Below are 25,785 nucleotides of genomic sequence, written 5' to 3'. Positions count from 1 at the left end.
TCACCCGAACCGCTGGTATGCCCGACGAAGCCGAGACGATCACGCTCGCCTTCGAGTTGGCGGCGCTGGAGCGGCTCTTGGACCCCTCAGACGTCATCCGGGACACCCAGCGCTGGACGGATCACCTCGGAATCGTGAGCGACGAGCCGACGCACCTGGTCAGAAAGCGGGCCCGCGACTACGGGTTCACGCCCGATTTCCTCCCGGGGCCGCGCGACCGCGCCGAGAGCCTCGTGAAGATCGGCAACCAGCCCGAACACGACGCGGATCGATACGTCCTCGTCTCCGCCGACGAGGGGATACAGTCGGTCGCCGAGAGCCACGACTGGGAGTTCAGACACATAGAGGAGGCCGCCGAGACGGCCGGGTGGCTTCTCCACGATGGCGACGCAGAGGCGGACGGCGACGAGCACACCGGGTGGCCCTGACCGCCGAGGTCGGTAGATTTAACCCCGAACTGGGACATCCACGGACATGAACTTCCGGGAGGGGTTCTGGTCGATCTACCGCGAGGCGCTGCCGGTGTTGCTCGTCGCGCTTGCGGGGGGACTCTTTTCGGGGTTGGTGCTCGAGGAACTGCTCGAAAGCGTCGCCCGGTTTCCCGGGCTCCTCGTGATGGTCCCGGTCTTTCTTGCGACCCGCGGCAACGTCTACGGCGCGTTGGGCGGGCGGATCTCGAGTGGGCTCCACCAGGGGCTCATCCCCCCCGAGTTCGAGTGGAACGACCGTCTCGTCAACGCGGTCGTCGCCTCCTTTCTCAACGGGGTCACCATCTCGGCCGTCATCGGCGTCCTCTCGTGGATCGCGCTGCAGGCGCTCGGGTGGCCCTCAGCGGCGCTTTCGGAACTCGTCGCGATTATGCTGATCGCCGGCACCCTGACCTCCGTCGTTTTGATTTTCGGCCTGCTCGCGATCCTCTTCGGCGGGTACAAACTCGGCTACGATCCGGACAACCTGGTCGGCCCGATCGTCACGACGCTCGGCGACGTCTTCGGGATGGTGTTTCTGTTCGTCGCCGTCGCCGTCGTTGAGGCGGTGGTCGTCTGATGGCGGCCGGATCCCGTCTCGGTAGCTGGGACGCCCGGACCATTATGTCGAATATGCTCCCGCTGCTCGTCGTGTTGTGCACCATCGTCCTCTGGGCGGGGATCACACTCCAGGAGGCGGAGGCGCTGCTCGAGGAGTACGGGTTGCTCGCGGTTATGGTGCCGACGATGGTCGGGGCGGGCGGCAACCTCGGGACGATCCTGAGTTCGCGGCTCACGACGCGGCTCCACCTGGGGACGACCGAACTGGACGTCCGCGATCGAGTGCTGTGGGCGAACGTCGTCGCCGTGTTGGCGCTGGCGGCGACGGTGTTTAGCGCCCTCGCTGTGGGTGCGTGGGTCATCGGCCGGGTGATCGACGCTCCGCTACCGCTGTCAGCGTTGCTTACGATTTCGCTGGTCAGCGGGATGTCCGTTGCCGTCGTCGCCGTCGTGTTCGGCCTCGCCACGACGTACGGCTCCTACCGGCTCGGGATCGACCCCGACGACACGACGATCCCGATCGTGACGAACGTCGTCGACGTCTTCGGAATGGTCATCTTCATCGGCGTGTCGACGCTGGTGTTGGGTTAAGTGCCCGCCAGCGCCTCGAACTGCTCGGCTGCGCTCCGGGTCCCTTTCGCGAGCACGACGTCGCCGGCGCGGAGTTCGGTGTCGGCGTCGGCGACGAGGAGCCACCCCTCCTCGGGGCGGCGGATGGCGATCACGGACATCGTCACCTCGGCGTCCGGCACGCCCCCGGAGACCGCCGTCCCGTCGAGGGCGCTCTCGGGGGCGACCTCGATTCGGGTGATGATCTCGTCGCTCTCCTGGACGGCCATCCCGACGACTGGGTGGACCTCGATGTCGCGCAACACGCCCTCGCTGATGTCGACCGCGGCGTCGCTTATCACCTCGGTGCTGGTGCCGAGGTGGATCAGCCCCCGGAGCGACACCGGGTCCTCCGCGTCGGCGGCCGCCCGGAGCACCCACGCCTCGAAGCGTGATTCGAGGGCGTCGACCTCGACCTCGAGGTTTCTGACCTCCTCGGCGAGCGCCTCGCTGTCGAAAAGCACGCTGCTGTAGGCGAGGTCCACGGCGAGTTCCGAGAGGTTCTTCATGTGAACGATCGTGTCGACCGCCCGCTCGAGGTCGGCCACCGCGGGCGAATCAGGATCGAAGGGCTCGTACGCCTCGCCGGTCATCTCGCGGTAAACCTCGCCGATCGCGCTGTCAGGACCGCGCAACAGTGCCACGTCGTTCGCTTCGATCCGCGTCGTCGGGCCGGGGTTCAGAAGCCACTCCGACCCGCGCCGGAGCGCGATCACCCGGACGCCCGTCTTCGACTCGAGGTCGATCCCCTTCAGGGTCCGTCCGGCGTGTGGCGAGTCCGCCTCGACGCTCCCCCGGACGAGCGTCTCGAGAGCCTCCGGCAACGCCGCCCGCATCGCCTCCGGGACGCGGATGTCCTCGAGGACGATCTTCGCGATGTCGCCCGCCGCGTCGCTGATCCCGTCGGTGGCGGCGACGATGCTGAGCACCGGCGCGAGCCGTTCGGCGTCGTCGGGGCTCCTGGCGGCCATGAGGAGGCTCATCCGCGCCCGCATCTCGAGGACGTCCATCCGCTCTTCGAGGCGGAGCACCTCCTCGGCGAGGCCCACGTTGCGGTGCAACACCGCCGAGTACGAGAGGTCGATGAGCAACTCCGCGGTGTCTTTCATCTCTACCAGCACGTCCTTGACGCTCACCGGCTCGTACGCCACGGGCGAGGACGCCTCGCCCTCTAGGGGGTCCATACCTCGTAGCTCCGCGGAGGTGCTAAAAAAGCGTTTCCCGCAGCGTGGACCGCCCCACTCCTCGGCGACCGTCTCGCTGGCGTTGTAATCGGATTACACGCCTCCAGAACCGATAATGGCTGGGTGCCGTATCACGGACGGAATGGTACCTGTAAGGGATCTCCCCTGCGGCCGACGGCGACCCGACCCAGAGGCGAACCGCCGCCCCGTCCGCGTTGGCTTCTCAGTCTCGGCGGCCCCGCGGACCGACACACCCGGAGACACCGTACCGAGGCGGCCGACTCCGGCCGATCCCGCACGCCGATGGCCGTGAGGAGACGCGAGGTCTTAGAGCACCTCGCGGCGGCGAGCGACGCCGAACGCCGAGAGACGACGACCACCGAAACGCTCACGGCCGCCCTCGACGCCGAGCGGCGCGCGGTCGAGACGCAACTGAAGCGCCTGACGGGCTGTGAGTTGGCCCGGACGTATCCCGACGGACGGGTTCGAGTGACGATCACCGGCGAGGAGCTCCTCGAACTCGATACGGAGGGGACGCTCATTGTCGACGAACCGAACGGCGGTTCGGAGTTGTGAGCGGCCCAGTACTTATGATACCGGATCGCGAGTTCCGAGACGAAATGGAGGTATCGATGCCAGATGCCGAAGAGAGAGACTGACCACCCGGAGGAGACGCCCAGGGAGGTGCAATACGATCCCGAATCCAGCCGCTATGACCTGTTTGCGTGTTCCGACTGCGACAACGTCGTCCTCGCGATCGGCCGTGACGACCCCCCGATGTCGTGTCACGGCGAGCCGATGGAGCGGATCACCGACGTCGAGATGAGCGTCAAACCGCCGGACGTCAAGGAGGTGCTGTTGGACGCCTTCGGCCTTCCGAAGGCTGGCCTGGACATCTGTCTGTGCGTCATCGGCGAGGGACCGCTCTCGGCGAACGAAGTCGCGGAGTCGCTCGGCTACGACCGGAGCACGGTGACCCGGTATCTCAACACGCTCGTCGACCTCGGGCTGTTGCAGCGCTCGGAGTTGAACCGCGAGCAAGGGGGCGTCATCAACGTGTATCACTCGGTCGATCTCGAGCGGATGCGCCGCGAGACGCTCATCGGGTTCTACGTCTGGGCCGGCGAGGCCGCCTCGCTCATAGAGGCGGCGAACCTGACGAAACAGGATTATCTCGACGAGAACCCCGACCGAGACCTGCCGGACGTGTTCTGGGAGTCCTTCGAGGCGTGACCGGCGGATCCTGCGGGTCGGGGGTATCGCCGGTCGGTGCGTCCGTGCAAGCGGTCCGAACCCCCGCGAGAGCCTCTTTATATCCCATACCGTCCCTGCACGCATGACAGACTTCGACGTCTTGGTCATCGGTGGCGGAACGGGCAACAACGTCGCGGCGGCGGCGGCCGACGCGGGCCTCGAGACGGCGCTCGTCGAACCGGGTCCCCTCGGCGGCACGTGTCTCAACCGTGGCTGTAACCCCTCGAAAATGCTCATTCAGGCGGCCAACGCGGTCAGACACGTCCGCGAGGCCGACCGGTTCCACGTCGACGCGACGCTCGAGGGGATCGACCATGGGGCCGTCGTCGACGAGATGGACGACCTGCTCGGTGGCATCGCGGCCGACATGGAGGCCCGCTATCGCGAGCGCGAGCACCTCACGCTGTTCGACGAGTACACCTCGTTCGTCGGCGAGCGGGCCGTCGATCTCGGTGGGGAGACCGTCACCGCCGAGAAGGTCGTTGTCGCCACCGGAAGCCGCCCGCTCGCCCCGCCGATCGACGGCCTCGACGAGGTCGACTACCTCACGAGCCGCGACGCGCTCTACCTCGACGAACCCCCCGAGAGTCTCGTCGTCATGGGCGGGGGGTACATCGCCGTCGAGCTGGGCTACGTCTTTGAGACCATGGGCACCGACGTCTCGATCGTGGAGATGAACGACACGTTGATTCACCGCGAGGACGACGACGTCGCGTCGGCATTCACCGACGTTGCAGCCGAGCGCCACGACGTCTACACCGGCCACCGCGCTGCCGCCGTCGGGCGCTCCGGCGACGGGTACGCGATTCGCGCCGAGACCGAAGCCGGCGACGAAACGACCGTCGAGGGCGAGGCGGTGCTGCTCGCGCTCGGGCGCCGTCCAAACAGCGACGAACTCGGTCTCGACGCCGCCGGGATCGAGACCGACGACCGCGGCTTCATCGAGACGGACGACTACCTCGAAACCACCGCCGAGAACGTCTGGGCGCAGGGTGACGTCGCGGGCAACGCCATGTTCAAACACTCCGGCGACTACGAGACACGGCACACGGTCGCGAACGTCGTCGAGGGCGAGCGCCGGGCGCTCGACCTCTTCGCGATGCCACACACGATATTCACCGACCCGCAAATAGCCGGGGTTGGCGCGACGGCGGCGGACCTCGACGAGACGGGGACGGCGTACGTCGTCGGGCGCGCCGACTACGCCGACTCGGCGATGGGGCGGGCGAAGAAACTCGACGACGGGTTCTTGAAAGTGCTCGCGGCCCCCGACGGTGAGATCCTGGGCGTCCACGCGATCGGCTACGAGGCCTCGACGCTCGTCCACGAGGCCGTCGTCGCGATGCGTCACGGCCTCACCGTCGACGACATCGTCGATACGATCCACGCCCATCCGACGCTGAGCAAGGTTGTCGAGGCGGCATTCCGCGACGTCGGGAACTGACGGCGGCCGGGCCGCCCGACGCCAACGCGCGGGAACCGAAAGCCCACTTCTGCACTCGTGGCCGGGCGCCAGCGCGGCTGCCGTTTTTATATACCCCCCGTGGTGGTGAAACGACGCCACGTAGGCGCTGTATAGATTTTATCAATCATATACAACCGCCACACGGAGCGATACGGTCACACGCTCCGTACCCTACCCACCCACTCTCTCGCTCGATGACCCCGGCGAACGACGGCTCGGTGCGCGCCCAGCCCCCGGCGAACGACGGCTCGGTGCGCGCCCAGCCCCCGGCGAACGACGGCTCGGTGCGCGCCCAGACCGCGGCGACGACGTTCGGTCGATCGACGAGCTCGGCCGTTCGTGCGAGGCGTCACTCGAGTGGTTTCCCGGCGGCCGCCCCCGCTCCGAGCCGATCGAGACAGTCCCACACGGTCTCGGTCCCCGCCTCTTCGGCCGGCGAGCACGGGAACACCCCCCGGAGACCGCCGTCCGTGTAGACTGCCACACAGACTCGCGGGAGCCGGACGACCGCCGAGCGTTCCGTCGAGAGCATCGACGAGCGTTGCTCGCGCCGGAACGCCGGTTCGAGGGAGTGGCCGGTCCGTTCGGCCCATCGGTGGAACTCCGCGACACACGAGCGGACCGGCTGCTCGAACTCGCCGCCGTCGACCACTGCCGCGTCGACCGTCGCCCCCCACACCCTGAGAGAGACGTCGGCGACGAGGCCACGGGATTCGAGCTCTCCGAGCCGCGACAACACGGCCTCTCGGGGATCGCCCGGCGGCACCGAGAGTTCCCGGACCCACACCACGACCCGCGGCGGATCGTCCGGTTCGTCGGTCATGATGTCTCAGAGATACGCGACGCGGCGCCTCGACGGTTCGGGTCGGACGGCGGCCGCATTGCTCCGTCGGCCCCTCGAAAACCGACGCTTTCGTGGGGTCTGCGAAATCGGACGCCACCATCGGTTCCTCGGCAGCGAGCGTCCCCTTCGGTTCCGGCTGGCGCGCTCTTCGTGGTCATGACCGACGGTCCGAGAGGAACTCCGCGGCCCGTGTCTCGCCGAGTTCCATCAGCTCGTCGACGAACGATGGCCGTCGGTCGACTTTCGTCGAGCAGTGGTAGGCTTCGCCCATTGCGATCCGTCGGATCTCGGTCTTGGTGAACTCGTCCTCGGGGAGGTGTCCCTCCTCGACCCACTCGTTGACGCGCTCTATAACCCCGAGTTCCTGGTTCAACGAGATGTTCCCGGAGAGTTCGTTGCGGCGGTCGGCGATCTCCTCGAGCGACGTGGGCTCGCCCTCCCGTTTTTGAGGATTGATCTGAATCACCCACAGTTCCTCGGGCTTGCGGTCGGCGCCGACGGTCATCAGATCGTCTATCGGCGGGTTCTGGCTGAACAGCCCGTCCCAGTGGTAGTGGTCGTTGATTTCGACGGCCTCGAACATCGTCGGAACGGCCGCTGACGCGAGGACCGCCTCGGGCGTCACCGCCTCGTTGGTGAACGTCTCGAAGACGCCGGCATTGACGTTGACCGTCCCGACGACGAGTTCGGGCGCGTCCGTCCGGCACAGGCCTGGAACCTCCTCGAAGTCGATGTGTCGCTCGAGCGTCTCGCGGATCTCCTTCTTGCCGAGTTCCGGGCCGGGGATCTGGTAGGGGCTGACCTCGAACGCCGGCGCGCCCGTGCTCCCGAACCGCGAGAGGCCGACGACGAACTCGTTTAGAAACCGGTCCGTGGGGTCGGAGGCGGACAGGTCAGCCCAGAGCGCATCGAGGAGTTCGACCGCTCGCGTCTCGTCGGCGGTCACCAGCCCGTACCACGCCGCCAGCGCGTTGAACGCGCCGCCGGAGGTCCCGCTGATCCCGACGAGTTCGTAGCCGTTGTCCCACTCCCGGAACAGCTTCTTCAGCACACCGGCGGTGAACGCCGTGTGGCTCCCGCCGCCCTGGCAGGCGATCGCGACCCGGGTCGGCGAGGAATCACTCATACGTGTGCGTGTAGCCGCCGTCCCAGAGCAGGTCGGCGCCGTTGAGGTGTTTGCCGTGTTTCGAGAAGCCGAACGTAAAGAGGTTCGCGACCTCGGCGGGGCTCATCATCTCCTTGCCACGAGCCTGTCCGAGCATGACGTCCTCGACGACCTCCCGTTCGGAGATGCCGCGCTCCTCGGCGGTGTCCTCGATCTGATCGACCATCAGCGGCGTCAACACGTAGCCGACGCTGACGGAAAAGCCCCGGAGCGTGCCCTCGCCTTCGGCAGCGATCGCCCGGGTGAGTCCCTCGAGACCGTGTTTGGCGGTGATGTAGGCGGCCTTGTCCTGGGTGGCGTAGTGGCCGTGGACAGAGGACATATTCGCGATCGCGCCGACGCCGTCCCCGGTCGCCCGGATGTGTGGCATGGCGTGTTTGGCGGTGAGAAACGGCGCCCGAAGCATGATGTCGAGCAGCAGATCGTACTTTTCCGGGGGGAACTCGGGGATCGAGGCGATGTGTTGCATGCCGGCGACGTTGGCGATGTAGCGGAGCTCGCCCGCCTCCGCGGCCGTCTCGACCATCGCCTCGACGTCACCGTCGTCGGTGAGATCCGTCGGGAGCGGTCGCACCGTTCCGTCGACGCCGACGGCGGCGGCGAGGTCGACGGTCCCCTCGAGGCCGGCCTCGTCGATGTCGGCCCCGACGACAGTGAGACCGTTGGCCGCCAACGCGACCGCGGTCGCACGACCGATCCCCGAGGCCGCCCCCGTCACGATGGCGACCGACGCCGGCTCGAAGTGCGGGTCCTCGACGAACAGCAGGTCATCGGCCGTCAGTTCCGGTTCGGTCAGTTCAAACGCGTCGGTAGACATTGTTCACCACCATCGACGGGCGCGGATGGTAAAACCACACAGCGTGTGTGCAACCGGCCGACAACCGGTCCGGCTCACCGGCCGCCGCCGGCGTCCGTCCGCGCGCCGCCGCCCTCTCCGTCTCCCTCCTCGTCGCCGCGTCGCGTCCCGTCTTCGTCCTGACTTTCCTCGCCACGCGAGCTCTCGCCCTCCCGCCCGCCCGGCAGGAGCCGCCGCGCGAGCGCCCCGAGTTGTCTGTACGCGAGGTTGACGTACATCCCGGAGAGGAAGACGAGGCCGACGACGAGCGGGACGTCGGCGGCCACCTCGCCGAGCAGGATGTCCGAGAACAGGTAGATGCCGACGCCGAGCGGCAACGCGGCCGGGAGTCTAAAATTGTAGTGGAGCACCTCGAACGTCGACCGGCCGAGTTCCTCGATCAGCGCGGTGAACACGAACCCCAACGCACCGAGGACGCTGAAGGCGTACACGTACCACGGGACGATGCCGGCCGACGAACTCGAGGCGACGCTGGTGCCGTCGATTCCGACGACCGTCACGCTCCCGAGAAACAGCGTCAACAGCACGTCCCCGACGACGACGCCGACGCCGACGCCCGACCGATACCAGAGGCCGGTCAGCCAACTGCGCTCGTCGTTCGGCGCCGCCTCGCGGTCGGTATCCGGAGCCGTCTCGTACTCGGCGTTCGTCGACGCGCCGGACGCCCCGCCCGCCGCACCGGACGCCCCCCGGTCGCCGCCCGAGGAACCGGCGAGTCTCCCTTCCTCCGCCCCGTCGCCGTCGCCGTCGCCCCCGGACGCCGGTGTTCGCCCCGTCATCCCCGACCGTTTTCGCGGCCACCGACAATTATGTTGTCCCGATCGGCTGCCGTCCGGGCGTCGATCGTGTCCCGACCCGTCCCGGCTCTCGCTTCGCTCCCGAACGTACCTTTCGGCCACCTCTACCCGCGAGCGCCCGTTCGACGGCGCTGCACGGCCGCTACAGATTTTGATTTGAGGCGACCGACGCCCAGGTATGTCGCGACAGCACACGATCCCGGCGGAGCTTCGGCGGGCCATCGAGGGGTACGACGTCGACCGGGGCTTCGGCCGAACCTGCCCGAGTTGCGCACAGGAGTACGAACCGGGTGAGCGCGTCCTCGTGCTCGCCGAGCGGCCCTCCGAGGCGACCTCGTGGACGGTCTCGTCGGTCGTTTGCGCCGAGTGTGGCCGGCAGTCGGTCCCCGAGGAGCGACGCGGGGCGAACGAGCAGGCGCTCGTCTCGGCCGACCTCGCCGCGTCGGGGCTGACGCTCGCGCTCGACGGCGAGCGCGCCCGCCTCATAGACCGATCCCCGCCGACGGACAGGTAGCCCCGCAGCGGGATCCGCCCGCGTTCAAACGAGCAGTTCGCTCCCGAGGACGATCACGCCGACGACGCCGAAGACGACCCCAAGCGCCGGCTCCATGATATCGCTGGGGACGTACTTGCCGACCCGCGTTCCGACGGTGCCGCCGATCAGGACGCCGGGGATCGACCACGCGACGACGTACCACACGGGCGTGGCGGCCAGCGCGTGGACGGCGGCCCCGGCGAGGGCGGCGACCCCGAGTACGAAGACGCTCGTCGCGATCGCGACGCGGGGCGGGAGCCGACACCGAACGATGAGTTGCGTGGTCGTGATCTCCGGGAGCCCGGCGCTTATCAGACCAGTGATGAACCCGCCGACGGTCGCGAGGCCGATCCCTGGGGGCCGCCAGCAAGTGTCGTAACTGAACGTCTCGCCGTCGGCCGCCTCGACCGTCGTCTCGCCCCGGCCGGCGTTTTTTTCTTCGAGGAACGGACCCTCGCTCTCGCCGGGGACGCAGTCCTCGGGGGCGTCGTGGACGACGAGAAACGCCCCGAGTGCGAGCAGGCCGACCCCGAACGCGAGCGTCAGAAGCGTCGTCGGGACGGCGTGAGCGGCGAACGCGCCCACGACGATGGCGGGCACCGCCCCGAGAAGCAGCCACTTTGCGGTCGCGTAGTCGACTACGCCCTGACGGACGTAGTTCAACAGCCCGTTGCCCATTCCGAACACCTCGGTCAGGAGTCCGGCCCCGATCGCCTGCGCCGGCGGCAGCCCGACTACGAGGATGAAAAACGGGCTGAAGAACAGCGCTCCCGAGACCCCCGACCCGAGCGCGACCGTCGAAAAGAGGATCGACGCGGGAAACACCCACCAGTGGGCGAGGAACCGATCGACGGGGAACCCCGCCGGAACGGGGATCGACTGCAGGGCGGCGGTCCCACCGGCCCGAAACGAGCCAGCGCCGATGCCGACCGATTCGGGGCCGAACGGGGCGGTCGCGGCGGAACCGGCGGCGAGTGCGGTCTCGACGGGCACGCCGACAGCCAACGCGGCGATTCCACCGATCACTCCGACGGCACCTCCCAGGACGCCCCGCCTCATGGGCGACACCCCCAGCGCCGGCCGGCGTCCGTCGACGAACCGATCGTCGTGGTATGGCCTCTCATCGGAACTCACTCGAAGAGCTCCGACACCGTCTCGTCGTCGGGCACCCAGCCGACGAACTCGCCTCCCTCGAACGGGAGCTCGACGGCGGCGATGTAGTTACACAGGCCGACATAAAAGTCCACGAGCAGCCCCAACGCGACGATCTCGGCCGGCGAGTACCGCCGCGTGAGCGCGCCGTGGATCCGGTCGGTGACGGTGCCGGACTCGACGGCGCGGGCGTACTGCAACAGGACGAACTCCTCGTCGTCGAACACCGAGAAGTCGCCGCCGCCGATGGCCCGCATCTCCTCGAGCGTGACGCCCTTCTCGCGGGCGATGTCGACGTGTTGGTGCCACTCGTATTTGGCGCCGCGTGCCCTCGCGACCGCGAGGATGACAAGCTCCTTGCGGCGCTGGCCCAACTGGTCGTAGAGGACGTTCAGGTACTCGAGCGTCGCTTCGAGCACCTCGGGGTTGTGCGCCCACGCGCGGAAGATGTGGCGATCGCCGAGATACTCGTCGGTGAACAGGTGGTGATACGCCTCCGGAATCTCGTCGAGTTCGAGCAGTGGTAGTCGTGTCATGTGTCGTGTGCCGTCCATTCTGGTGTGTTTTCGCGTCGCGGCGAGCGCTCCGTGCGCTCGTGTTCCCGTCTCGAGGTCGTGGGCAGCCCACGCGGCCTCACGCGAGTACGCCGCTGGCGACGACCACCCCGAGGGCGACCCCGTAGACGATGTGTACTGTCCCAAACGTCGCCGTCTCGCGTCGGTCGGGCTCCGTCCCGGGGACGCGTCGTATCCAGAACACCGTGCCCCCGATTACGAGCGCGACGCCGTAGACCGCCCTGGCGGCGACCGCGACCCCGGGCGCTCCGAGGCCGCCCCCGGGCAGCGGCGCCCCGGCGAGGAAGGCGGCGCCCGCGCCGACGCCGCACGGCACGTACAGTGCCGCGGCGGGCCTCGCGTGCTCCTCGAGGGGACCACCCCCGTGTTTGGCCACCAAACCGGCGGTCGGCGATGGCCCGCCGCCCCCCGTCGTCCCGGTAGCTATCGGGATCCGCGACGAGGCCGCCACCGGGACCGGCGACAATCGAGGTCATGGGTTCACTCGGGCGGACGCCGGCCGGGTTTTAAACTACGCCGCGACCGTGGAACCGCATTGCACGGACTCGGTTCCGCTGTTTCGGACGTCTTCGGGTCGATTTCGGGGCGGCTTCCCGCTCCTGTCACCTTCGCTCCCGGCTCCCCTCCTGGCGACGCTTATCGGCCCGCGAGCACGTCTCGGGGCCGCGAGGACCGAATGCACTCGCGATTGCCGACTCTCGCGTGCTCGCGGGGGGGTCACCGAACCGCCCCCGCCCCCGCCCCCGGATCCTCTCGCGAACCGCCGGTCAGCCACACGACGGTCCCCCGGTCGGGATCGAGCCAGCGCAGCGCCCGCACGATCGCCCCGTCGTCGGGGCCGCAGGCGCCCCGAACCGCTCGCCCACCGGCCATCCACCCGCGGAGGTAGGCGGCGTCGGTCGAGCCGTCGTAGCCGACGAGCGCGACCGCCGGGCCGTCGGTTCGCCCGACGTGGCGCCCCTCGAGGCCGAACACGAGGTACGTCCGTACCGAGAACGCACCGTCGACGACGTACAGGGCCTCGTGCTCGATCGGGTCGACGTACGCCGCGAGGTCGACGAACGACACCCCCGTTGCGACGGGGTCGGGATCGACGGCGTGCCCGTCGTCCTCCGTGAGCCGGCCGCCCGCGGCCTCCTGAAGCTCCGCGGCCCGTTCGCGCGCCCACCCGTCGTTCGGTGGACCGCCGAACGGCGTCTCCGGAGTGAGTTCGTCCGGGGCGACGCCCCAGTGGGAGTAATGGAGGTCGTAGCCGTCTCTGTCGTAGGCGACAAGCGTTCGGTGACCCATACCCCGCCTGGCCGCGTACTGGGTTATAAACGTCGGCACGGTAGCGGTGCCGAGGGCTCGCCTCGCTCGCCCTCGCTGTTCGCGGGTCGCGTTGCTCTCCGCTCACCTTTTCGAGGGCTCGCCTCGCTCGCCCTCGCTGTTCGCGGGTCGCGTTGCTCTCCGCTCACCTTTTCGAGGGCTCGCCTCGCTCGCCCTCGCTGTTCGCGGGTCGCGTTGCTCTCCGCTCACCTTTTCGAGGGCTCGCCTCGCTCGCCCTCGCTAGGCGTACCCGTCCGACACCTCCACCCCACGCCGCGGCCCGAGCCCCTGCAACACTTCGATCGCCGTCATGAAGTCGTCCGACGTGAGCTGTCCGACGAACCGGCCCTCCTCGACGACGAGCACTCGATCGCCCGCCGTCGAACTCATCGCCGACAGCGCGTCGAAGGCGTCGGCGTCCGGGGCGACGGTCGGGGGCGACGAGCCCATCACGTCGGCGACGGTCGTTGTCTCGCGGTCCCCGACGGGAACTGACCGGATCGACTCGAGCGTCACGACCCCCGTGACGGTCCCACGCTGCATCACTGGGTAGGCTGTCGTCCGTTCCGTGAGCACCCGATCGAGGAACTCGGCGACGGTCGTCTCGGGGGTGACCGTCCGGATGTCCGTCGACATCAACTCCCGGACTGTCAGCCCTCGGAGCAGCTCCCGGAGGACCGTCGCCCGCGACTCCGCGCCGGCGGCGACGTAGACAAACATCGCAACGAGCAACAGGATCGGCGCGAACGCGAGTACTGCGAGGACCGCCATCAACACCGCTATGAACTTTCCCACCGTCGCTGCGGTCCGGGTCGCCTCCGCGTAGGGCCGCGACCGGGCGAGCAGCGCCCGCAGTACCCGTCCCCCGTCCATCGGGAACGCCGGAACCAGGTTGAATATCGCGAGCGTCACGTTGATGACCGCGAGGCTGCCGACGACGACCACGAGAACCGGCTGTGCCGGGAGGACGAACAGCGACGCATAACAGACCGCGCCGACGAGTACGCTCATCGCCGGGCCGGCCAACGCGACGTACAACTCGGCGCTCCAGTCCTCGGGGAGGTCCTCCATTCGGGCCATCCCGCCGAAGATCCACAGCGTGATCGAGGAGATCGTGATGCCGTGCCGGCGGGCGGTCCAGGAGTGCCCGAGTTCGTGAAGCAACACGCCGACGAAGAGACCGACCGCCGTCGCGACGCCGACAATCAGGGGCGCTGTCCCCGACTGTACTGCGGCGACGTCGACTGCCCGCGGCGCGATGGAGTCGACGATCCCGGCATAAACGGACAGCTGCTCCTCGCGGCTGATGAGCCACGCCAATATCGGGACGAACACCACCAGCGTGACGTTGAGCCGGATCGGGATGTCCGTGACGTGACCGATCTCGAAGTTCTTCATACCACCACGTCGTGATCCGTCAATAAAACGATGCCGCGGATCCGGGTACGCTCGGTACTGACGCTTGCGGTGGTCGTCGGTCGGCGGTGTCGGCCTCCGAATACAAACGCTGGGCGCCGTCCGGACGCGTTATTTTCCGCGGTTGTTCTCCGAGCGGATGCTCGGACGGGTGTGTTCGGTACCCTTGCCGCGCTGTTGTTGGCCGCGGCCACGCTGGCCCGCCGAGGTCCGGCCGCGGTAGGCCCGGCCGCGCTGGCTGTCGTCGCAGATCCACGAGAGGTCGTCGTCGTTCTGGATCGCGCCGTGCTCGGGATCGAGGAGGATGACTTCGAACCACTTCTGAGAGCCGTCCTCGCCGACCCAGTAACTGTTCAGAACGCGGAGGTTCTTGAACTTCCGCCCGGAACGCTCCTCGGCGATCCGCTGGAGGTTCTTCCGGCGGGTGATCTTGTTGACACCCTGGCGCTTCGAGCGGCGACCCGCCTTGAAGCGCTGTTTGCGGGCGCTGCCCTTCCGGACCGAAACGCGGGCGACGACAACGCCCTGTTTGGCCTTGTAGCCGAGACTACGGGCCTTGTCGAGCCGCGTCGGTCGATCGACCCGCTCGATCGAGCCCTGATCGCGCCACTCCTGTTGTCGTTGCCACTGCAGTTCCGCGAGCGTGCCTTCCTTCGGCGTCTTCCACGCCTCTCGGATATGTGAGTAGAAGCTTCGTGCCATAGTTTCACCACGGGCGTTGTGTGGTTCAACTCCGCCGCGGAGTCACATCCCGACCTGTGTAGACAGGTGCCCACCGGTGCCCGTCGTCCGGCGCGTTACCCGGAATTCACCGCTGGGTCGGTTAAGCGCTTCGAAAGCCCGTGGCGGTCGACGGACCCTTTCGGAGGCCGGGGAAATGAGTCTCCAGAACTCGCTGAAGCGCTACTTACCGTGGTTCGGTCCGGAACCGAGTGATCGGGACGTCGGTGATGTCGTCGTAATCGTCATCAGCTCCGACGAGGAGCATCCCGTCGACGTGTGCTGCGGTCCCGAGCGCGAAGGCGTCGCCAAGCGCCGGAGAGCAGCGGAATTTGAAGTCGGCTGCTGACACCCACGTCTGTTCGGTGTCGACGCGACGGATACCGCTTTCCTCGAGGACATCGACGACAGCATCAGCCCGCTCCTCGCCGTCAATCGAACGGACGATATAGTGGATCTCAGCGAGGGTAATAGCCGAGATGTAGCCGTCTGCTGCGCCTTCGACGGCGTCGACGTACGTTTCGACGGTGTCACTCCCCGGTTCGTTGCAGAAATAGGCAATAAGTGGTTCGGCGTCGAAAACGATCTTTTCGGGGACCTCAGCCCCGTCCGTCATGCGTCAGCCTCGTCGTCATCGGCGTAGCGCTGCCGCAACTCCTCTTCATTAGCTTTGTCCGCTGCACGTTCCTCCCGTAGGCGCTCGGTTGCCGAGCGCCCCTGCTCATCGGTTTTCCTTCCCAGAACCCCACGCAGGTCTGTAACCGAGTGGATGGGGCGGACAACGATTTCACCCTCTTCGGTCCGAATGAACTTCACACGGCCGGGTGTGTCGATACCTAACTCCTCACGGAACTCTTTCGGGATGGTGGCTTGCCCCCGCGACGATACGGACACCACTTTTTCAGACTCTGTTTTGCTCATACTATTTTCTGTCATTACTTTGATTCAGTCATACAAAAGATTAGCGCTGGTCTGTGGACTACGCGCCCGTGTTGACCGCCGGTGAGTGTGTCGAGATGGTCGTCCCAGCGCTGATTCCACCCGACCAAAGGAAGTCAGCAGTTTTCGAGGCGGAGCCTCCGGCCTCAAGGAGCGGAGAGTCCCGACGCTCAGTCGGGACCCCTGCGAGTAGGCCGGAGAGGAAGCCGACACGAGCTTTCGCAACCACTGTGTTGCACCATATCGTACTGACAATTAGTGCTGTGCGTCCACAAGTGGCGCGCAGTACGGGCCGCAGTAGCCCGGCCCTGGATGGTGGGTTTGTTGACCCCGAAGGGCGTCCGGTAGGCGGGGCGCAAAAGACTCCCCGTCGCGCCAACTGAAGGCGAGAACCACATCAAAGCCACCGAAAGGCAAAGCCTTTCGAGGCCTCGATAGAGCTTCGCTCTATCGGTGGCCCCACCCTCAACGAGCGAGACCGCAGGGCCGAGCAAAGTAGGGTGGGTGGGGTCGGTTACATGTTCTCCGATTTGGAGAAGCGGCCCACAAGCTGGTGGAGATTCCTCATAAATCTAGTCCATCCTTCGAAACTCTGTGGAGTCTCGCCAGCCGATTTCGTATCGCAGTATACGAGCTATTCGGCGAACTCTCGGATTCCGTCGAACGAATCATCCACGAGCGCCTCGGTGAGCGCCTCGCGGTCGATGTCGGGCGTCTCCCGGGGATACTTCTGCTCGAAGTGACCCAACACGTTGGCAACGTCGCGCCGCAGCAACTCACGGCTGTTCTCGTGATCCGCCGGGACGGCCTGGGGCCAATCGAAGACGGTGACGCCGTCGCTCGCGACGAAGACGTTGTACTCGCTCATATCGGCGTGGACGTAGCCGGCGTCGTACGCCGCCGCCATCTCCGAGCAGACGAGATCACACACCCCGACGACCTGCTGGGACTCGAGTTCCGCACGCGAGAGTTCGACGCCGTCGATCCGCTCCATCACGATCGCGTGGCGGTTCTGGTCGACCGGCCGCGGCACCGACACGTCGGGGTACAGCGTCTCGAGCGCGTCGTACTCCCGCTCGGCGGCTTTCCTCGCGGTGTAGAGCCACGAGCGATGCTCCTTGTCGGCCGTGTACTCGCGCTCTTTTTGCACCGCCCGGAAGTTCGTGTAGCCCTCGCGGTGGTATTTCAGCGCGAGCGGCTGAAACGAGCGGGCCTCGTAGACGTCGCTTTCCTTCCCGACGCCGAGCGGCGCGCCGACGCCGTCGATCGTCTCCCGTTCCGCGAACGTCCGCAACGCGAGCGCGTCGTACCCCTCGAACGTCAGCCGGTAGCCGGTGTACTGGATCGTCTTCCGCTCGAGGAGCTCTCTGTCCATACAGCGGTCGATCCGGTAGTCGATACTCCCCGAATCGAGACGCGAGAACTCGGGGAGTTTCCCCTGGGCGACCCAGCGCGAAAACCGCATCCCGTGTTCGATGCCCGACAGCAGATGGAAGTCCTCGGGCTCCAGCTCCGCCATCACCCTGGCGACGTTCTGTACCATTCCACCCGCGTTACTCGTCCGATACGCAAAAGTGACCCGTGTGTCGACGGTCGGCGGTAGACCCCGTACTACGATATCGAATCCATCGAACCGGAAGCCGAGACCACACCGGGGGTTAGCAGGGCTGTGATACCCCGGTACCAGAGCCTGATACTCGAAACATAATAGACGGAGGTGTGTTCGAACTCATGAACTAGCGCTTCCGTTCGGATTTCCCCCGTCCCCGCCGAGGATCCGCGTCCGGACGAAGTAGGCGACAGCGATCAAGAAACACGACCCGACGATCGCGGCGAGAAGCGTCCCGCGCTTCGAAGCTGAGTCCTCTGCCGGCAGCGCGCCGGCTTCGATCTCCTTTTCGTCGCGGCTGTACGGTGCATTCGCGGTCAGATCCGAGTCTTCGAAGTGGAGTTCGAGGAACGTGAACTCGGCCATATCGCGTTTTCATCGCCGAGGGATTTATATTGACCGGCGGGAGCCACGCCGGCGTGGCGTCCGGTGGGCCTCCGGACTCATACTGATGAACGAACTCAGATGACCCCGACGCACGAGTGATCCGCCGGTCGCGCCGTCGAACGGCGTGCGCCTCGTGCGTCGTGTGTCCGTTCGTTTGGCTGTCAGTATCAACCACGGCGGGCCGGGACGCGACGTCGAGACGTTGATGTGAGTGGCGACCACAGTGGTTGTATGGACCGATCGCGACGATCCTTCCTCGACGAGTTGCTCTCGCTATCGACGCCTTCGGGGTTCGAAACCGACGGCCAGCGACGGTGGCTGTCCTACGTCGAGGAGTACGCCGACGAGACGCGCGTCGACGCCTACGGGAACGCGGTCGCGGTGTACGAGGGCGGTGTGGACGCTCCGAGCATCGCCATCGCCGGCCACGGCGACGAAATCGGGCTGATGGTCCGGGCGATCGACGACGACGGCTTCCTGAAGCTCTCGCGGATCGGCGGCTCCGATCGGACCGTCACGCGCGGCCAGCGCGTCACCGTCCACGCCGACGACGGCCCGGTCTCGGGCGTCATCGGACAGGTCGCAATTCACCTCCGGGACGCGGGCGGCGAGGAGTACGACGAGATCGCCGAACAACACGTCGACATCGGCGTCGAGGACGGCGACGACGCCGGGGAACTCGTCGACGTCGGCGACCCGGTGACGCTCGAGACGCCGATCACGGAGTTGGCCGACGGCCGCCTCGCGGCGCGGGGGATGGACAACCGGGTCGGCATCTGGACGGCGGCCGAGGCGTTCCGGCGTGTCGTCGAGACCGACCCGAACGCGACGGTGTACGCGGTCTCGACGGTTCAAGAGGAGGTCGGCCTCAAGGGGGCGCGGATGGTCGGTTTCGAGTTGGACCCCGACGCCGTCGTCGCCGTCGACGTGACCCACGCGACCGACCACCCGGACACCCCGAGCGTCCGTGGTAGCGACGTCGAGTTGGGCGGCGGGCCGGTCGTCGCACGCGGGAGCGCGAACCACCCGGCCCTCGTCGAGGCCGTTCGCGGCGTCGGCGACGGGGCGGGGATCGACTACCAACTGGCGGCGGCGGGGAGCCGAACCGGCACCGACGCCGACGCCTTTTATACGTCCTCGGGCGGCACGCCCGCGCTCAATCTCGGGATTCCGAACCGGTATATGCACACTCCCGTCGAGGTCGTCGACCAGGCCGACCTCGACGCCGCGGCGTCGCTGCTCGCCGGGGTCGCCGGCCGCCTCGACGAGTTCGCGCCGTTCGACGCCGGTATATAAACACGGTGCGCCCGAACCGCGGTGCCGGACGCGGGTCGGTGCGTTTATACCGCTCGCACGCGCTCCTTCGGGTATGACTGACCGTCCGCTTGACGTGCTCGAAGCGACGCTCGGAAGCGACGTGCGCGTGACACTCAAGGACAGCGAGACCCGCGAGGGCGTCCTCTCCGGATACGACCAACACATGAACCTCGTCTTGGAGGAAGGCGACAACGTAACCGTTATCCGCGGCGATAACGTCGTCTCGATACAACCATGACTGGCGCTGGGACCCCGAGCCAAGGCAAGAAGAACAAGACGACGCACGTCAAATGCAGACGCTGCGGCGAGAAGTCCTATCACTCCCGAAAGAAGGTCTGTGCGTCCTGTGGCTTCGGCAAGACGGCCAAGCGTCGCGACTACGCCTGGCAGTCCAAACAGGGCGAGTAACTGACACTCGAGCGTTCCTCTTTCGTTTTCTCCGGTCGACACGGCGGCCTCGGGTGGGTACATAGTCGGTGTCGCCGGGGCGAGCCTGCGTTCTCCCTCTGCTGAATATTCACAAACGTGGATACTTTCGTGCGTTATAAACCGCGCAGCAGGCACGATGGAGTGGGTTTTTGTCGTTGGGACCCGGAGCTTCGGATATGCCAGACGGGCGGCACTCGGATGGGCCGACGGAGAAATGCGGCGTCGTCGGCGTCTCGTTGGACGGGCGAGACGCGGCACGGCCGCTGTACTACGCGCTGTATGCGCTGCAACACCGCGGCCAGGAGTCCGCTGGGATCGTCACCCACGACGGGTTCCAACAGCACAGCCACGTCGAGATGGGGCTCGTCGGGGACGCCTTCGGCGAGGGGGACCTCGAAGCGCTGAAGGGACCGACGGGCGTCGGGCACGTCCGGTACCCGACGGCCGGCAGCGTCAACTCCTGTTGTGCACAGCCGTTTTCGGTGTCGTTCAAATCCGGCTCGCTCGGGTTGAGCCACAACGGCAACCTGGTCAACACCGCCGAGCTCCGCGAGGAGCTCGCCGCGAGCGGTCACGCGTTCACCAGCGATGGCGACACGGAGGTCATCGCCCACGACCTCGCGCGCAACCTGCTCGAGGCCGATCTCATCCGGGCGGTCAAGCGGACGATGGACCGGATTCACGGCTCCTACTCGCTGACCATCGCCCACGACGACACGATACTCGGGGTCCGGGACCCACAGGGCAACCGTCCGCTCTGCATCGGCGAGCTCGACGACGGCTACATCCTCGCCTCCGAGTCGGCCGCGATCGACGTCCTCGACGGCGACTTGATCCGCGACGTCCGCCCCGGCGAACTCGTCGTCCTCGAGGAAGACGGCGCCGGGTTCGACTCCTATCAACTCGTCGAACAGGACAACACCGCCCACTGCTTTTTCGAACACGTTTATTTCGCCCGCCCGGACTCCCGCATCGACGGCAACCTCGTCTACGACGTACGCCGCGAACTCGGCCGGAAGCTCTGGGAGGAGTCGGGCGTCGACAGCGACGTCGTGTTGCCGGTGCCCGACTCCGGGCGGGCCTTCGCGTCCGGCTACGCCGAGGCCGCCCAGGACGACGGGGCCGACGTGGAGTTCGCCGAGGGACTGATGAAGAACCGCTACGTCGGCCGCACGTTCATCATGCCGACCCAGGACGCCCGCGAGCGCGCCGTCCGCCTCAAACTCAACCCCATCAGGGACGTCGTCGAGGGCCGGACGGTCACCGTTATCGACGACTCGATCGTCAGGGGGACGACCTCGACGCAGTTGGTAAAGCTCCTGAACGACGTCGGCGCCGAGGCAGTCCACATGCGCATCGGCGCACCCGAGATCGTCGCGCCCTGTTATATGGGGATCGACATGGCCTCCCGCGAGGAGTTGATCGCCGCCGGGCGCGATACCGACGAGATCCGCGAGGACGTCGGGGCCGAATCGCTTTCGTATCTCTCGATCGACGCGGTCGCGGCGGCGCTCGAGGAGTCCCGGGCCGACCTCTGTCTGGGCTGTGTCACCGGCGAGTACCCATACGATATCGAGGGCGAGTCGACGGACCGGGATATCGTCCGCCCGGACATAGAGGACCCCCACGCCGGCGTCGCGGACGACTGACCCCGGCCGGGTAGTGTTCAGATAAGCTGATTCCATGCGAAGGCGAATGATCGAAGCCAATTGTCGGCGGTATCTGCTTCGGCGTTGCTGAAACAGTTTGAGAAACTGGTAGTTCTACGTTTTATCTCTCGAAAGACACGTTCGACGCTATTCCGATTTCCATGTTTTTCATATTTGAAATCGAGACTGTGACGGCGGCAAGCGTCCTTCAATGAGTGCGAGCCATCGATGAGAAACACGGCGTGTTCTACGTCGTGTTTCTCGCGGAGTTCAGCAAAGAACGCGTGAGCAATTACGCTGTTTGTGGTTGGCTCAAGCGTTGTGTATAGCAATTCGTTTGTTTCAGGATCGACAGCCGCGTACAGCCAATATTGTTCATCATTGAGCCGGATCACCGTCTCGTCAACGGCGACGTGATCCGGATTTTGACCAGACTCAGGCTGTAGATCTGCTTTCTGAACCCAATTATGCACAGTTGACCGAGCACGATTGACACCAAATAATTCAAGAATAGAAACAGTATTCGAAAGTGATAATCCAGCGAGATGGAGCTGAATACTAAGCTTCATCAGAAATCGTGGTGTCGCTTCTCGTTCAACAAACTCTAAGTCGATCTCGTCCAAATTGTCGTTGAGGCGGGCGTTTTCTGGCATAGACACTCAAAAAACGCACCGCCTCACCCTTCATCCTTATCTGAACACCGCCCCCGGCCGCGGGACACCGTTTATTATGCGGCAGTACGTAACGCTAGCGAATGGCCTTCCGTCGGTTCCTCCGGGCGAGCGTACCGGAGTCGGCGCTCTCGTCGGTCGCCACGGAGGTCGCCCACCGCTTCGGGGACGCCTCCGGAGACGCCGAATTCGAGCGCCTCGACGCCGACAACTGGCTGTCGGTCCCGTGTGTCGTTGCCGACCGGTGGTTCGTAAAGGTGATCGCCGACCAGCACACGCTCGTCCACGCGCTGTTGACCACGGGCCGGAACCTGGGGGCGTTCTCCTCGGGGACGGAGGGGTTCTTCGAGCGCTTCTCGACGCCGCTGGAGATGGCCGAACACGAACTGGCGGCGACCGAACGGATCCGGGAACTCGGCATCGCTGCCCCGAGGCCGATCGAGGCGTTCGAACACGACGGCTTCGGCGTGTTGGTCCTCGAGTACCTCCCGGCGTTCCGGACGTTCGACGACCTCCCGACCGATCGGGCGCTGTCGTTCGCGCCGACGCTGTTTTCGAATCTCGTGTCGATGCACGCCGCCGGACTCGCACACGGGGACCTCAGAGCCGAGAACGTGTTGGTCGCCCCGGACGACGAGGGCGTCGAGACGCTGTATTTCATCGACGCCACCCGCGTCAGCGAGGGCGCCATCGAGGACGCGAAAGCCTACGACATCGCCTGCGCGTTGGCCTCGCTCGCGCCGCACATCGGGGCGAACGCGGCCGTCGCCGCGGCACTCGAGGCGTACTCGACCGATTCGGTACTCGCGGCGCGCGAGTTCCTCGATTTCGTCGGGCTCCGCCCCGACCACGATTTCGACACCACGTCGCTCAAAGCCGAGATCGAAAAAGCGGCCGCCTGAGGCCGGTCGTCGGTCAGTCGGCTTTCAGCTCTGCACCCTGCTGTTGGGCGTCCGAGAGGACGTCCCCGAGGGACTTCTCGACGGGCTCGTTGTACAGGAGAACGTCGATCGGTAGCGTCGGCGCGCCGTCGACGAGGTCCTCGAGCAACACGAGCCGCTCGCGGGCCCGAGACATCCCGACGTAGAACACCCGTCGCTCGTTGTCGGTCATCGTGGGGATGGGGTCGGAGCGTTTCGTGAACGCCTCCTCGCCGGGGACCGCTTCGGGGTCCTCGACGGAGGCGGCCATCTGCTCGACGACCTTCTCCGTGAGGTCGGTCGCGACGAAGACGTGGTCGGCCTCGCGGCCCTTCGCGGAGTGGATCGTGCCGACGCGGACGCGGTTCGGATCGGTGCCACGGTAGTCGCCGCTGAAGTAGGCGTCGACGGACCGTTCCTGGAAGTTCGACACCCGAGTAAGCATATCAGCGGCCGAGCGCGGGCCGGGGGCGAAGGGGGCGTGTTCGTCGACGAACTCCGGGGCGACCTCCAGGTCGGTGAGGTCATCGACGCCCTCGGCGTCCTCGAGCGCCTCGAAGGCGTCGAAGTAGTCCTCGCGCTCGCCAGTCCCGAAGGCGCTGTCGGCGAGCATCTCGCCGAGGCGTCTGGCCTGAAGGCCGTCGATCGGATCGCCGTCGTCCAGCGCCTCGATGGCGTCGACGTAGCCCTGCAGGCGGTCGGTCCACATCCGCTGGTCGGTGAGGGCGGTAAAGGGGATCCCCTCGCCGATGAACTCGTCCATGAACTGGAACATCTGATAGCGCGCTCGAAACAGACACATCACGCTGCCGTCGTCGTCCTGATCGACCGTCATCCGGACGTTGCGGACCAGGTCGAGCATCGACGGCGAGGGGACGGCTTCGACGGAGCCGCCTTCCTTGCGCGGCTTGAGGTCTTTGTCCTGGCGCTTTTCGATGTGGCTGATTTGGGTGTTGACGACGTTCAAGATTCGGGAGGGCAGCCGGTAGCTGTTCGGGAGCACGACGTCGTCCTCGACGTCCTCGTCGAGCAAGAGGTTCGGGTCAGCCCCCTGCCAGGCGTAGACGACCTGGTCGTCGTCGCCCGCGATGAGTACCGACTCGACGTGCGGTTTCCACTCGTCGTAGACCCCGTACTGCAGCGTCGTGATGTCCTGGAACTCGTCGATGACGAGATGGTCGACGCTGGGCAGGAGCGAGCGCTGTTTGACGCGTTCGAGCATGTCGGCGAATCCGACGACTCCCTCGTCGCCCTTGTAACTCCGCCAGGCCCGGATCGCCTCGGGGATGTCGAGGCGGTCGTCGTCGCTCGGCCACGTCGGGGTGTACTTGTTGCCAGTCTGGGCGTTGTCGTCGATTTCCGGCGGCAGCCGGACTTCCTCTTCGTCCCACTTGAACGGGACGTCGTACCAGTCCGCGACGTCGCGTTCGGTCCGCTGGAGCCACTGGGAGGTGGCGATGATCTTGTTGCCGAGCGTCGTCGATCGGGCCGACCGGCGCCGACTAGATTTGTTCTCGTCCTCGAATTCGATGCCGTAGTCCTCGCAGAACGCCTCTTTGTGCTTTTCGCCGACGACGTCGCCCCGCGAGAGGTCCAAGAGCTCGTAGGCCTTCGCGTGCATCGTACAGACGTTGCTGCGGAGCGATTTCGGCGACCGATCGAGCCGTTCGCCGAGCCGTTCGCGGACCTCGGCGGCCGCGGCCCGGGTATACGAAACCACGAGGATGTCGTTGACGTCGACTCCGTCGTCGAGCATCTCGTCGACCCGGTCGAGCAGGGCCGTCGTCTTCCCGCTTCCCGGTCCCCCGAAGAGCCGTGTCACGTGTGTAGCTGTCGTCATTACTCGCGTAACGCCGCCCGAAAATATAAATAGCCTGCTTATACTCGGCGTCGAGGTGGAGCGGGGCCGTCGCTCGAGCGGTCAGTTCGGCCGCCAGCCACAGACCGAGCAATTCGACGCATCGAGCCCGTGGAGGCCGCCGCAGTCGGGACACCGCTTTTTGTTATAATCGCGCTCCCAGGACGGCGTCTCGGTCTCGTGGCCGCGGTCCTCCAGGAATTCGTCGAACACGTCGTTTGCGGTCGCCATACAGCCACTTCTTGGCCGACATCCGTAATAAATTCTGTGGTAGTTCTTATCATGGAACGTGATGGCGTGGCGTTCGGGGTGCCGTTTTTGTTCGCCCCCACCCTACGGCGGGTATGGGCACGACCGAGGACCTCCCGCTCGTTCACATCACTCGCCCGGGAACCGTCGAATCCGACGCCCCCGCCGTCGTGTTGCTCCACGGCCGCGGGACGAACGAACGCGACCTCCTCCCCATCGGGGCGCGGCTTCCGGACGCCCTCCACGTTCTGAGCGTCCGCGCCCCGGAGCCGATGGACGGTCCCGACAGCCACACGTGGTACGGGTTGGATCTCTCGGCGGGCGGACTCCACGCCAGCCAGCCTGACGCCGAGGGGTTCCGCCGGAGCCTCGATCTGCTCTACGAGTTCGTCGAGCGGGCGGTCGACCGCTATGACCTCGACTCCGATCGGATCGGCCTGCTCGGGTTCAGCCAGGGCGCGATCACGAGCATGGCCGCGCTGCTGGAGCGGCCCGAAGCCTATCAGTGGGTCGTCGCGCTGAACGGCTACCTCGCCGACTCCCACGCCGACCGGGCGGCGGCGGCGGCCGGAAAGCCGGTCTTCGTCGGTTGCGGCTCGACGGACCAGGTCATCCCGCCGGAGCGCGCCGAGCGCGCGGCCGAGACGCTCGCCGAGGGCGGCGCGGACGTCCGATTCGAGCGCTATGGCGTCGGCCACGGGACCACTCCCGGGGAGCTTTCCGACGTCCTCGGGTGGCTGGAAGGGCGATACTGACGCGTGACCCGCCCGCATCGCTGTCGCCGTCGATTGGCTCCGGGGCGTCCCGAGCGTCCGGACCGGTACCGAGACCGACGGGATTTATCGACGG

The 25,785-nt window shown here is 66.5% G+C and carries 31 protein-coding genes; 13 read left to right on the top strand and 18 right to left on the bottom strand.

Going from position 1 to position 25,785, the window contains the following annotated elements:
• Positions 1-17 precede the first annotated feature (17 nt).
• From NMLP_RS04000 to NMLP_RS03990, 3 genes are read left to right on the top strand one after another with little or no spacing between them, the layout of a single operon-like run.
• On the top strand, positions 18-428 hold the full coding sequence (locus tag NMLP_RS04000; RefSeq protein WP_015408849.1) for a DUF7124 domain-containing protein: 411 nt from the start codon (positions 18-20) through the stop codon (positions 426-428).
• A 46-nt stretch (positions 429-474) separates the two neighbouring features.
• Positions 475-1,047, top strand: coding sequence for a magnesium transporter (locus NMLP_RS03995; RefSeq protein WP_015408848.1), 573 nt, complete (start codon positions 475-477; stop codon positions 1,045-1,047).
• Positions 1,047-1,619, top strand: a complete 573-nt coding sequence (locus tag NMLP_RS03990; RefSeq protein ID WP_015408847.1) for a magnesium transporter — start codon at positions 1,047-1,049, stop codon at positions 1,617-1,619. The genes NMLP_RS03995 and NMLP_RS03990 overlap by 1 nt, the downstream gene beginning before the upstream one ends.
• Here NMLP_RS03990 and NMLP_RS03985 read toward each other — a convergent pair.
• Positions 1,616-2,821, bottom strand: coding sequence for a potassium channel family protein (locus NMLP_RS03985; protein WP_015408846.1), 1,206 nt, complete (start codon positions 2,819-2,821; stop codon positions 1,616-1,618). The genes NMLP_RS03990 and NMLP_RS03985 overlap by 4 nt on opposite strands.
• 303 nt (positions 2,822-3,124) lie before the next feature.
• Between NMLP_RS03985 and NMLP_RS03980 the strand changes: the two genes are divergently transcribed.
• From NMLP_RS03980 to NMLP_RS03970, 3 genes are all read left to right on the top strand, one after another.
• Positions 3,125-3,397 carry a hypothetical protein gene (locus NMLP_RS03980; protein WP_015408845.1) on the top strand — a complete coding sequence of 91 codons (273 nt, stop codon included), beginning with the start codon at positions 3,125-3,127 and terminating at the stop codon, positions 3,395-3,397.
• Positions 3,398-3,460: 63 nt separating this feature from the next.
• Positions 3,461-4,054 (top strand): helix-turn-helix domain-containing protein, encoded by a 594-nt coding sequence (locus tag NMLP_RS03975; protein WP_015408844.1) that lies wholly within the window; start codon positions 3,461-3,463, stop codon positions 4,052-4,054.
• Between the two features lie 103 nt (positions 4,055-4,157).
• Entirely contained in the window at positions 4,158-5,519 is a 1,362-nt protein-coding gene (locus NMLP_RS03970) for a dihydrolipoyl dehydrogenase family protein (RefSeq protein ID WP_015408843.1), read from the top strand.
• Between the two features lie 370 nt (positions 5,520-5,889).
• Here the strand turns inward: NMLP_RS03970 and NMLP_RS03965 are convergent, their stop codons facing one another.
• The 4 genes from NMLP_RS03965 to NMLP_RS03950 all read right to left on the bottom strand — a co-directional run bounded on the left by NMLP_RS03965 (position 5,890) and on the right by NMLP_RS03950 (position 9,184).
• The gene (locus NMLP_RS03965) at positions 5,890-6,363 is read right to left on the bottom strand and encodes an HTH domain-containing protein (protein ID WP_015408842.1); all 474 of its coding nucleotides are present in this window, start codon (positions 6,361-6,363) and stop codon (positions 5,890-5,892) included.
• Between the two features lie 175 nt (positions 6,364-6,538).
• Positions 6,539-7,510, bottom strand: a complete 972-nt coding sequence (locus NMLP_RS03960; protein ID WP_015408841.1) for a patatin-like phospholipase family protein — start codon at positions 7,508-7,510, stop codon at positions 6,539-6,541.
• The gene (locus tag NMLP_RS03955; RefSeq protein WP_015408840.1) at positions 7,503-8,366 is read right to left on the bottom strand and encodes an SDR family oxidoreductase; all 864 of its coding nucleotides are present in this window, start codon (positions 8,364-8,366) and stop codon (positions 7,503-7,505) included. Before NMLP_RS03955 ends, NMLP_RS03960 begins: the two co-directional genes overlap by 8 nt.
• A gap of 74 nt (positions 8,367-8,440) precedes the next feature.
• Positions 8,441-9,184, bottom strand: coding sequence for a hypothetical protein (locus NMLP_RS03950; RefSeq protein WP_015408839.1), 744 nt, complete (start codon positions 9,182-9,184; stop codon positions 8,441-8,443).
• Between the two features lie 196 nt (positions 9,185-9,380).
• On the opposite strand from NMLP_RS03950, the gene NMLP_RS03945 reads away from it, so the two are divergent.
• Complete coding sequence (locus tag NMLP_RS03945; protein ID WP_015408838.1) at positions 9,381-9,716, top strand: hypothetical protein; 336 nt, start codon at positions 9,381-9,383, stop codon at positions 9,714-9,716.
• Between the two features lie 24 nt (positions 9,717-9,740).
• On the opposite strand, the gene NMLP_RS03940 is transcribed toward NMLP_RS03945, so the two are convergent.
• From NMLP_RS03940 to NMLP_RS03895, 10 genes are all read right to left on the bottom strand, one after another.
• Entirely contained in the window at positions 9,741-10,796 is a 1,056-nt protein-coding gene (locus NMLP_RS03940; protein WP_015408837.1) for a sulfite exporter TauE/SafE family protein, read from the bottom strand.
• Positions 10,797-10,867: 71 nt separating this feature from the next.
• Positions 10,868-11,425 carry a carboxymuconolactone decarboxylase family protein gene (locus tag NMLP_RS03935; protein ID WP_015408836.1) on the bottom strand — a complete coding sequence of 186 codons (558 nt, stop codon included), beginning with the start codon at positions 11,423-11,425 and terminating at the stop codon, positions 10,868-10,870.
• 97 nt (positions 11,426-11,522) lie between these two features.
• Positions 11,523-11,840, bottom strand: coding sequence for a hypothetical protein (locus NMLP_RS03930; RefSeq protein ID WP_173400748.1), 318 nt, complete (start codon positions 11,838-11,840; stop codon positions 11,523-11,525).
• Positions 11,841-12,181: 341 nt separating this feature from the next.
• Positions 12,182-12,754 carry a DUF6735 family protein gene (locus NMLP_RS03925; protein ID WP_015408834.1) on the bottom strand — a complete coding sequence of 191 codons (573 nt, stop codon included), beginning with the start codon at positions 12,752-12,754 and terminating at the stop codon, positions 12,182-12,184.
• A 258-nt stretch (positions 12,755-13,012) separates the two neighbouring features.
• A complete protein-coding gene (locus NMLP_RS03920; protein ID WP_015408833.1) occupies positions 13,013-14,170 on the bottom strand; it encodes a site-2 protease family protein in 1,158 nt (385 codons plus the stop codon).
• Positions 14,171-14,299: 129 nt separating this feature from the next.
• Positions 14,300-14,890 carry a 50S ribosomal protein L15e gene (locus NMLP_RS03915; protein ID WP_015408832.1) on the bottom strand — a complete coding sequence of 197 codons (591 nt, stop codon included), beginning with the start codon at positions 14,888-14,890 and terminating at the stop codon, positions 14,300-14,302.
• A 205-nt stretch (positions 14,891-15,095) separates the two neighbouring features.
• The gene (locus NMLP_RS03910; protein ID WP_015408831.1) at positions 15,096-15,524 is read right to left on the bottom strand and encodes a PIN domain-containing protein; all 429 of its coding nucleotides are present in this window, start codon (positions 15,522-15,524) and stop codon (positions 15,096-15,098) included.
• Positions 15,521-15,829, bottom strand: a complete 309-nt coding sequence (locus NMLP_RS03905) for an AbrB/MazE/SpoVT family DNA-binding domain-containing protein (protein ID WP_084260776.1) — start codon at positions 15,827-15,829, stop codon at positions 15,521-15,523. The genes NMLP_RS03910 and NMLP_RS03905 overlap by 4 nt, the downstream gene beginning before the upstream one ends.
• Positions 15,830-16,481: 652 nt before the next feature.
• Positions 16,482-17,390, bottom strand: coding sequence for a serine/threonine-protein kinase RIO2 (locus NMLP_RS03900; protein ID WP_015408829.1), 909 nt, complete (start codon positions 17,388-17,390; stop codon positions 16,482-16,484).
• A 186-nt stretch (positions 17,391-17,576) separates the two neighbouring features.
• The gene (locus NMLP_RS03895; protein ID WP_015408828.1) at positions 17,577-17,822 is read right to left on the bottom strand and encodes a hypothetical protein; all 246 of its coding nucleotides are present in this window, start codon (positions 17,820-17,822) and stop codon (positions 17,577-17,579) included.
• Positions 17,823-18,074: 252 nt separating this feature from the next.
• Between NMLP_RS03895 and NMLP_RS03890 the strand changes: the two genes are divergently transcribed.
• The 4 genes from NMLP_RS03890 to purF all read left to right on the top strand — a co-directional run bounded on the left by NMLP_RS03890 (position 18,075) and on the right by purF (position 21,238).
• Positions 18,075-19,139, top strand: coding sequence for a M20/M25/M40 family metallo-hydrolase (locus tag NMLP_RS03890; protein WP_015408827.1), 1,065 nt, complete (start codon positions 18,075-18,077; stop codon positions 19,137-19,139).
• A gap of 73 nt (positions 19,140-19,212) precedes the next feature.
• Positions 19,213-19,398 (top strand): LSM domain-containing protein, encoded by a 186-nt coding sequence (locus NMLP_RS03885; RefSeq protein WP_015408826.1) that lies wholly within the window; start codon positions 19,213-19,215, stop codon positions 19,396-19,398.
• The gene (locus NMLP_RS14165; RefSeq protein ID WP_015408825.1) at positions 19,395-19,568 is read left to right on the top strand and encodes a 50S ribosomal protein L37e; all 174 of its coding nucleotides are present in this window, start codon (positions 19,395-19,397) and stop codon (positions 19,566-19,568) included. Before NMLP_RS03885 ends, NMLP_RS14165 begins: the two co-directional genes overlap by 4 nt.
• Positions 19,569-19,765: 197 nt before the next feature.
• Positions 19,766-21,238 carry an amidophosphoribosyltransferase gene (gene purF, locus NMLP_RS03880; RefSeq protein ID WP_015408824.1) on the top strand — a complete coding sequence of 491 codons (1,473 nt, stop codon included), beginning with the start codon at positions 19,766-19,768 and terminating at the stop codon, positions 21,236-21,238.
• 17 nt (positions 21,239-21,255) lie between these two features.
• Here the strand turns inward: purF and NMLP_RS14160 are convergent, their stop codons facing one another.
• A complete protein-coding gene (locus tag NMLP_RS14160) occupies positions 21,256-21,891 on the bottom strand; it encodes an IS6-like element ISNamo8 family transposase (RefSeq protein ID WP_015408823.1) in 636 nt (211 codons plus the stop codon).
• Between the two features lie 101 nt (positions 21,892-21,992).
• Between NMLP_RS14160 and NMLP_RS03875 the strand changes: the two genes are divergently transcribed.
• Positions 21,993-22,811 carry a lipopolysaccharide kinase InaA family protein gene (locus NMLP_RS03875; RefSeq protein WP_015408822.1) on the top strand — a complete coding sequence of 273 codons (819 nt, stop codon included), beginning with the start codon at positions 21,993-21,995 and terminating at the stop codon, positions 22,809-22,811.
• Positions 22,812-22,824: 13 nt separating this feature from the next.
• Here NMLP_RS03875 and NMLP_RS03870 read toward each other — a convergent pair whose 3' ends face one another.
• Both NMLP_RS03870 and NMLP_RS15575 read right to left on the bottom strand, forming a co-directional pair.
• Entirely contained in the window at positions 22,825-24,669 is a 1,845-nt protein-coding gene (locus NMLP_RS03870) for a UvrD-helicase domain-containing protein (protein ID WP_015408821.1), read from the bottom strand.
• A gap of 81 nt (positions 24,670-24,750) precedes the next feature.
• Positions 24,751-24,918, bottom strand: a complete 168-nt coding sequence (locus NMLP_RS15575; RefSeq protein WP_015408820.1) for an HVO_0416 family zinc finger protein — start codon at positions 24,916-24,918, stop codon at positions 24,751-24,753.
• 113 nt (positions 24,919-25,031) lie between these two features.
• Between NMLP_RS15575 and NMLP_RS03865 the strand changes: the two genes are divergently transcribed.
• Entirely contained in the window at positions 25,032-25,691 is a 660-nt protein-coding gene (locus NMLP_RS03865) for an alpha/beta hydrolase (RefSeq protein WP_015408819.1), read from the top strand.
• Positions 25,692-25,785 lie beyond the last annotated feature (94 nt).

Source organism: Natronomonas moolapensis 8.8.11 (assembly GCF_000591055.1).
In the GTDB taxonomy this organism is placed as follows: domain Archaea; phylum Halobacteriota; class Halobacteria; order Halobacteriales; family Haloarculaceae; genus Natronomonas; species Natronomonas moolapensis.
This window is presented reverse-complemented; position numbering and strand designations above follow the sequence as displayed.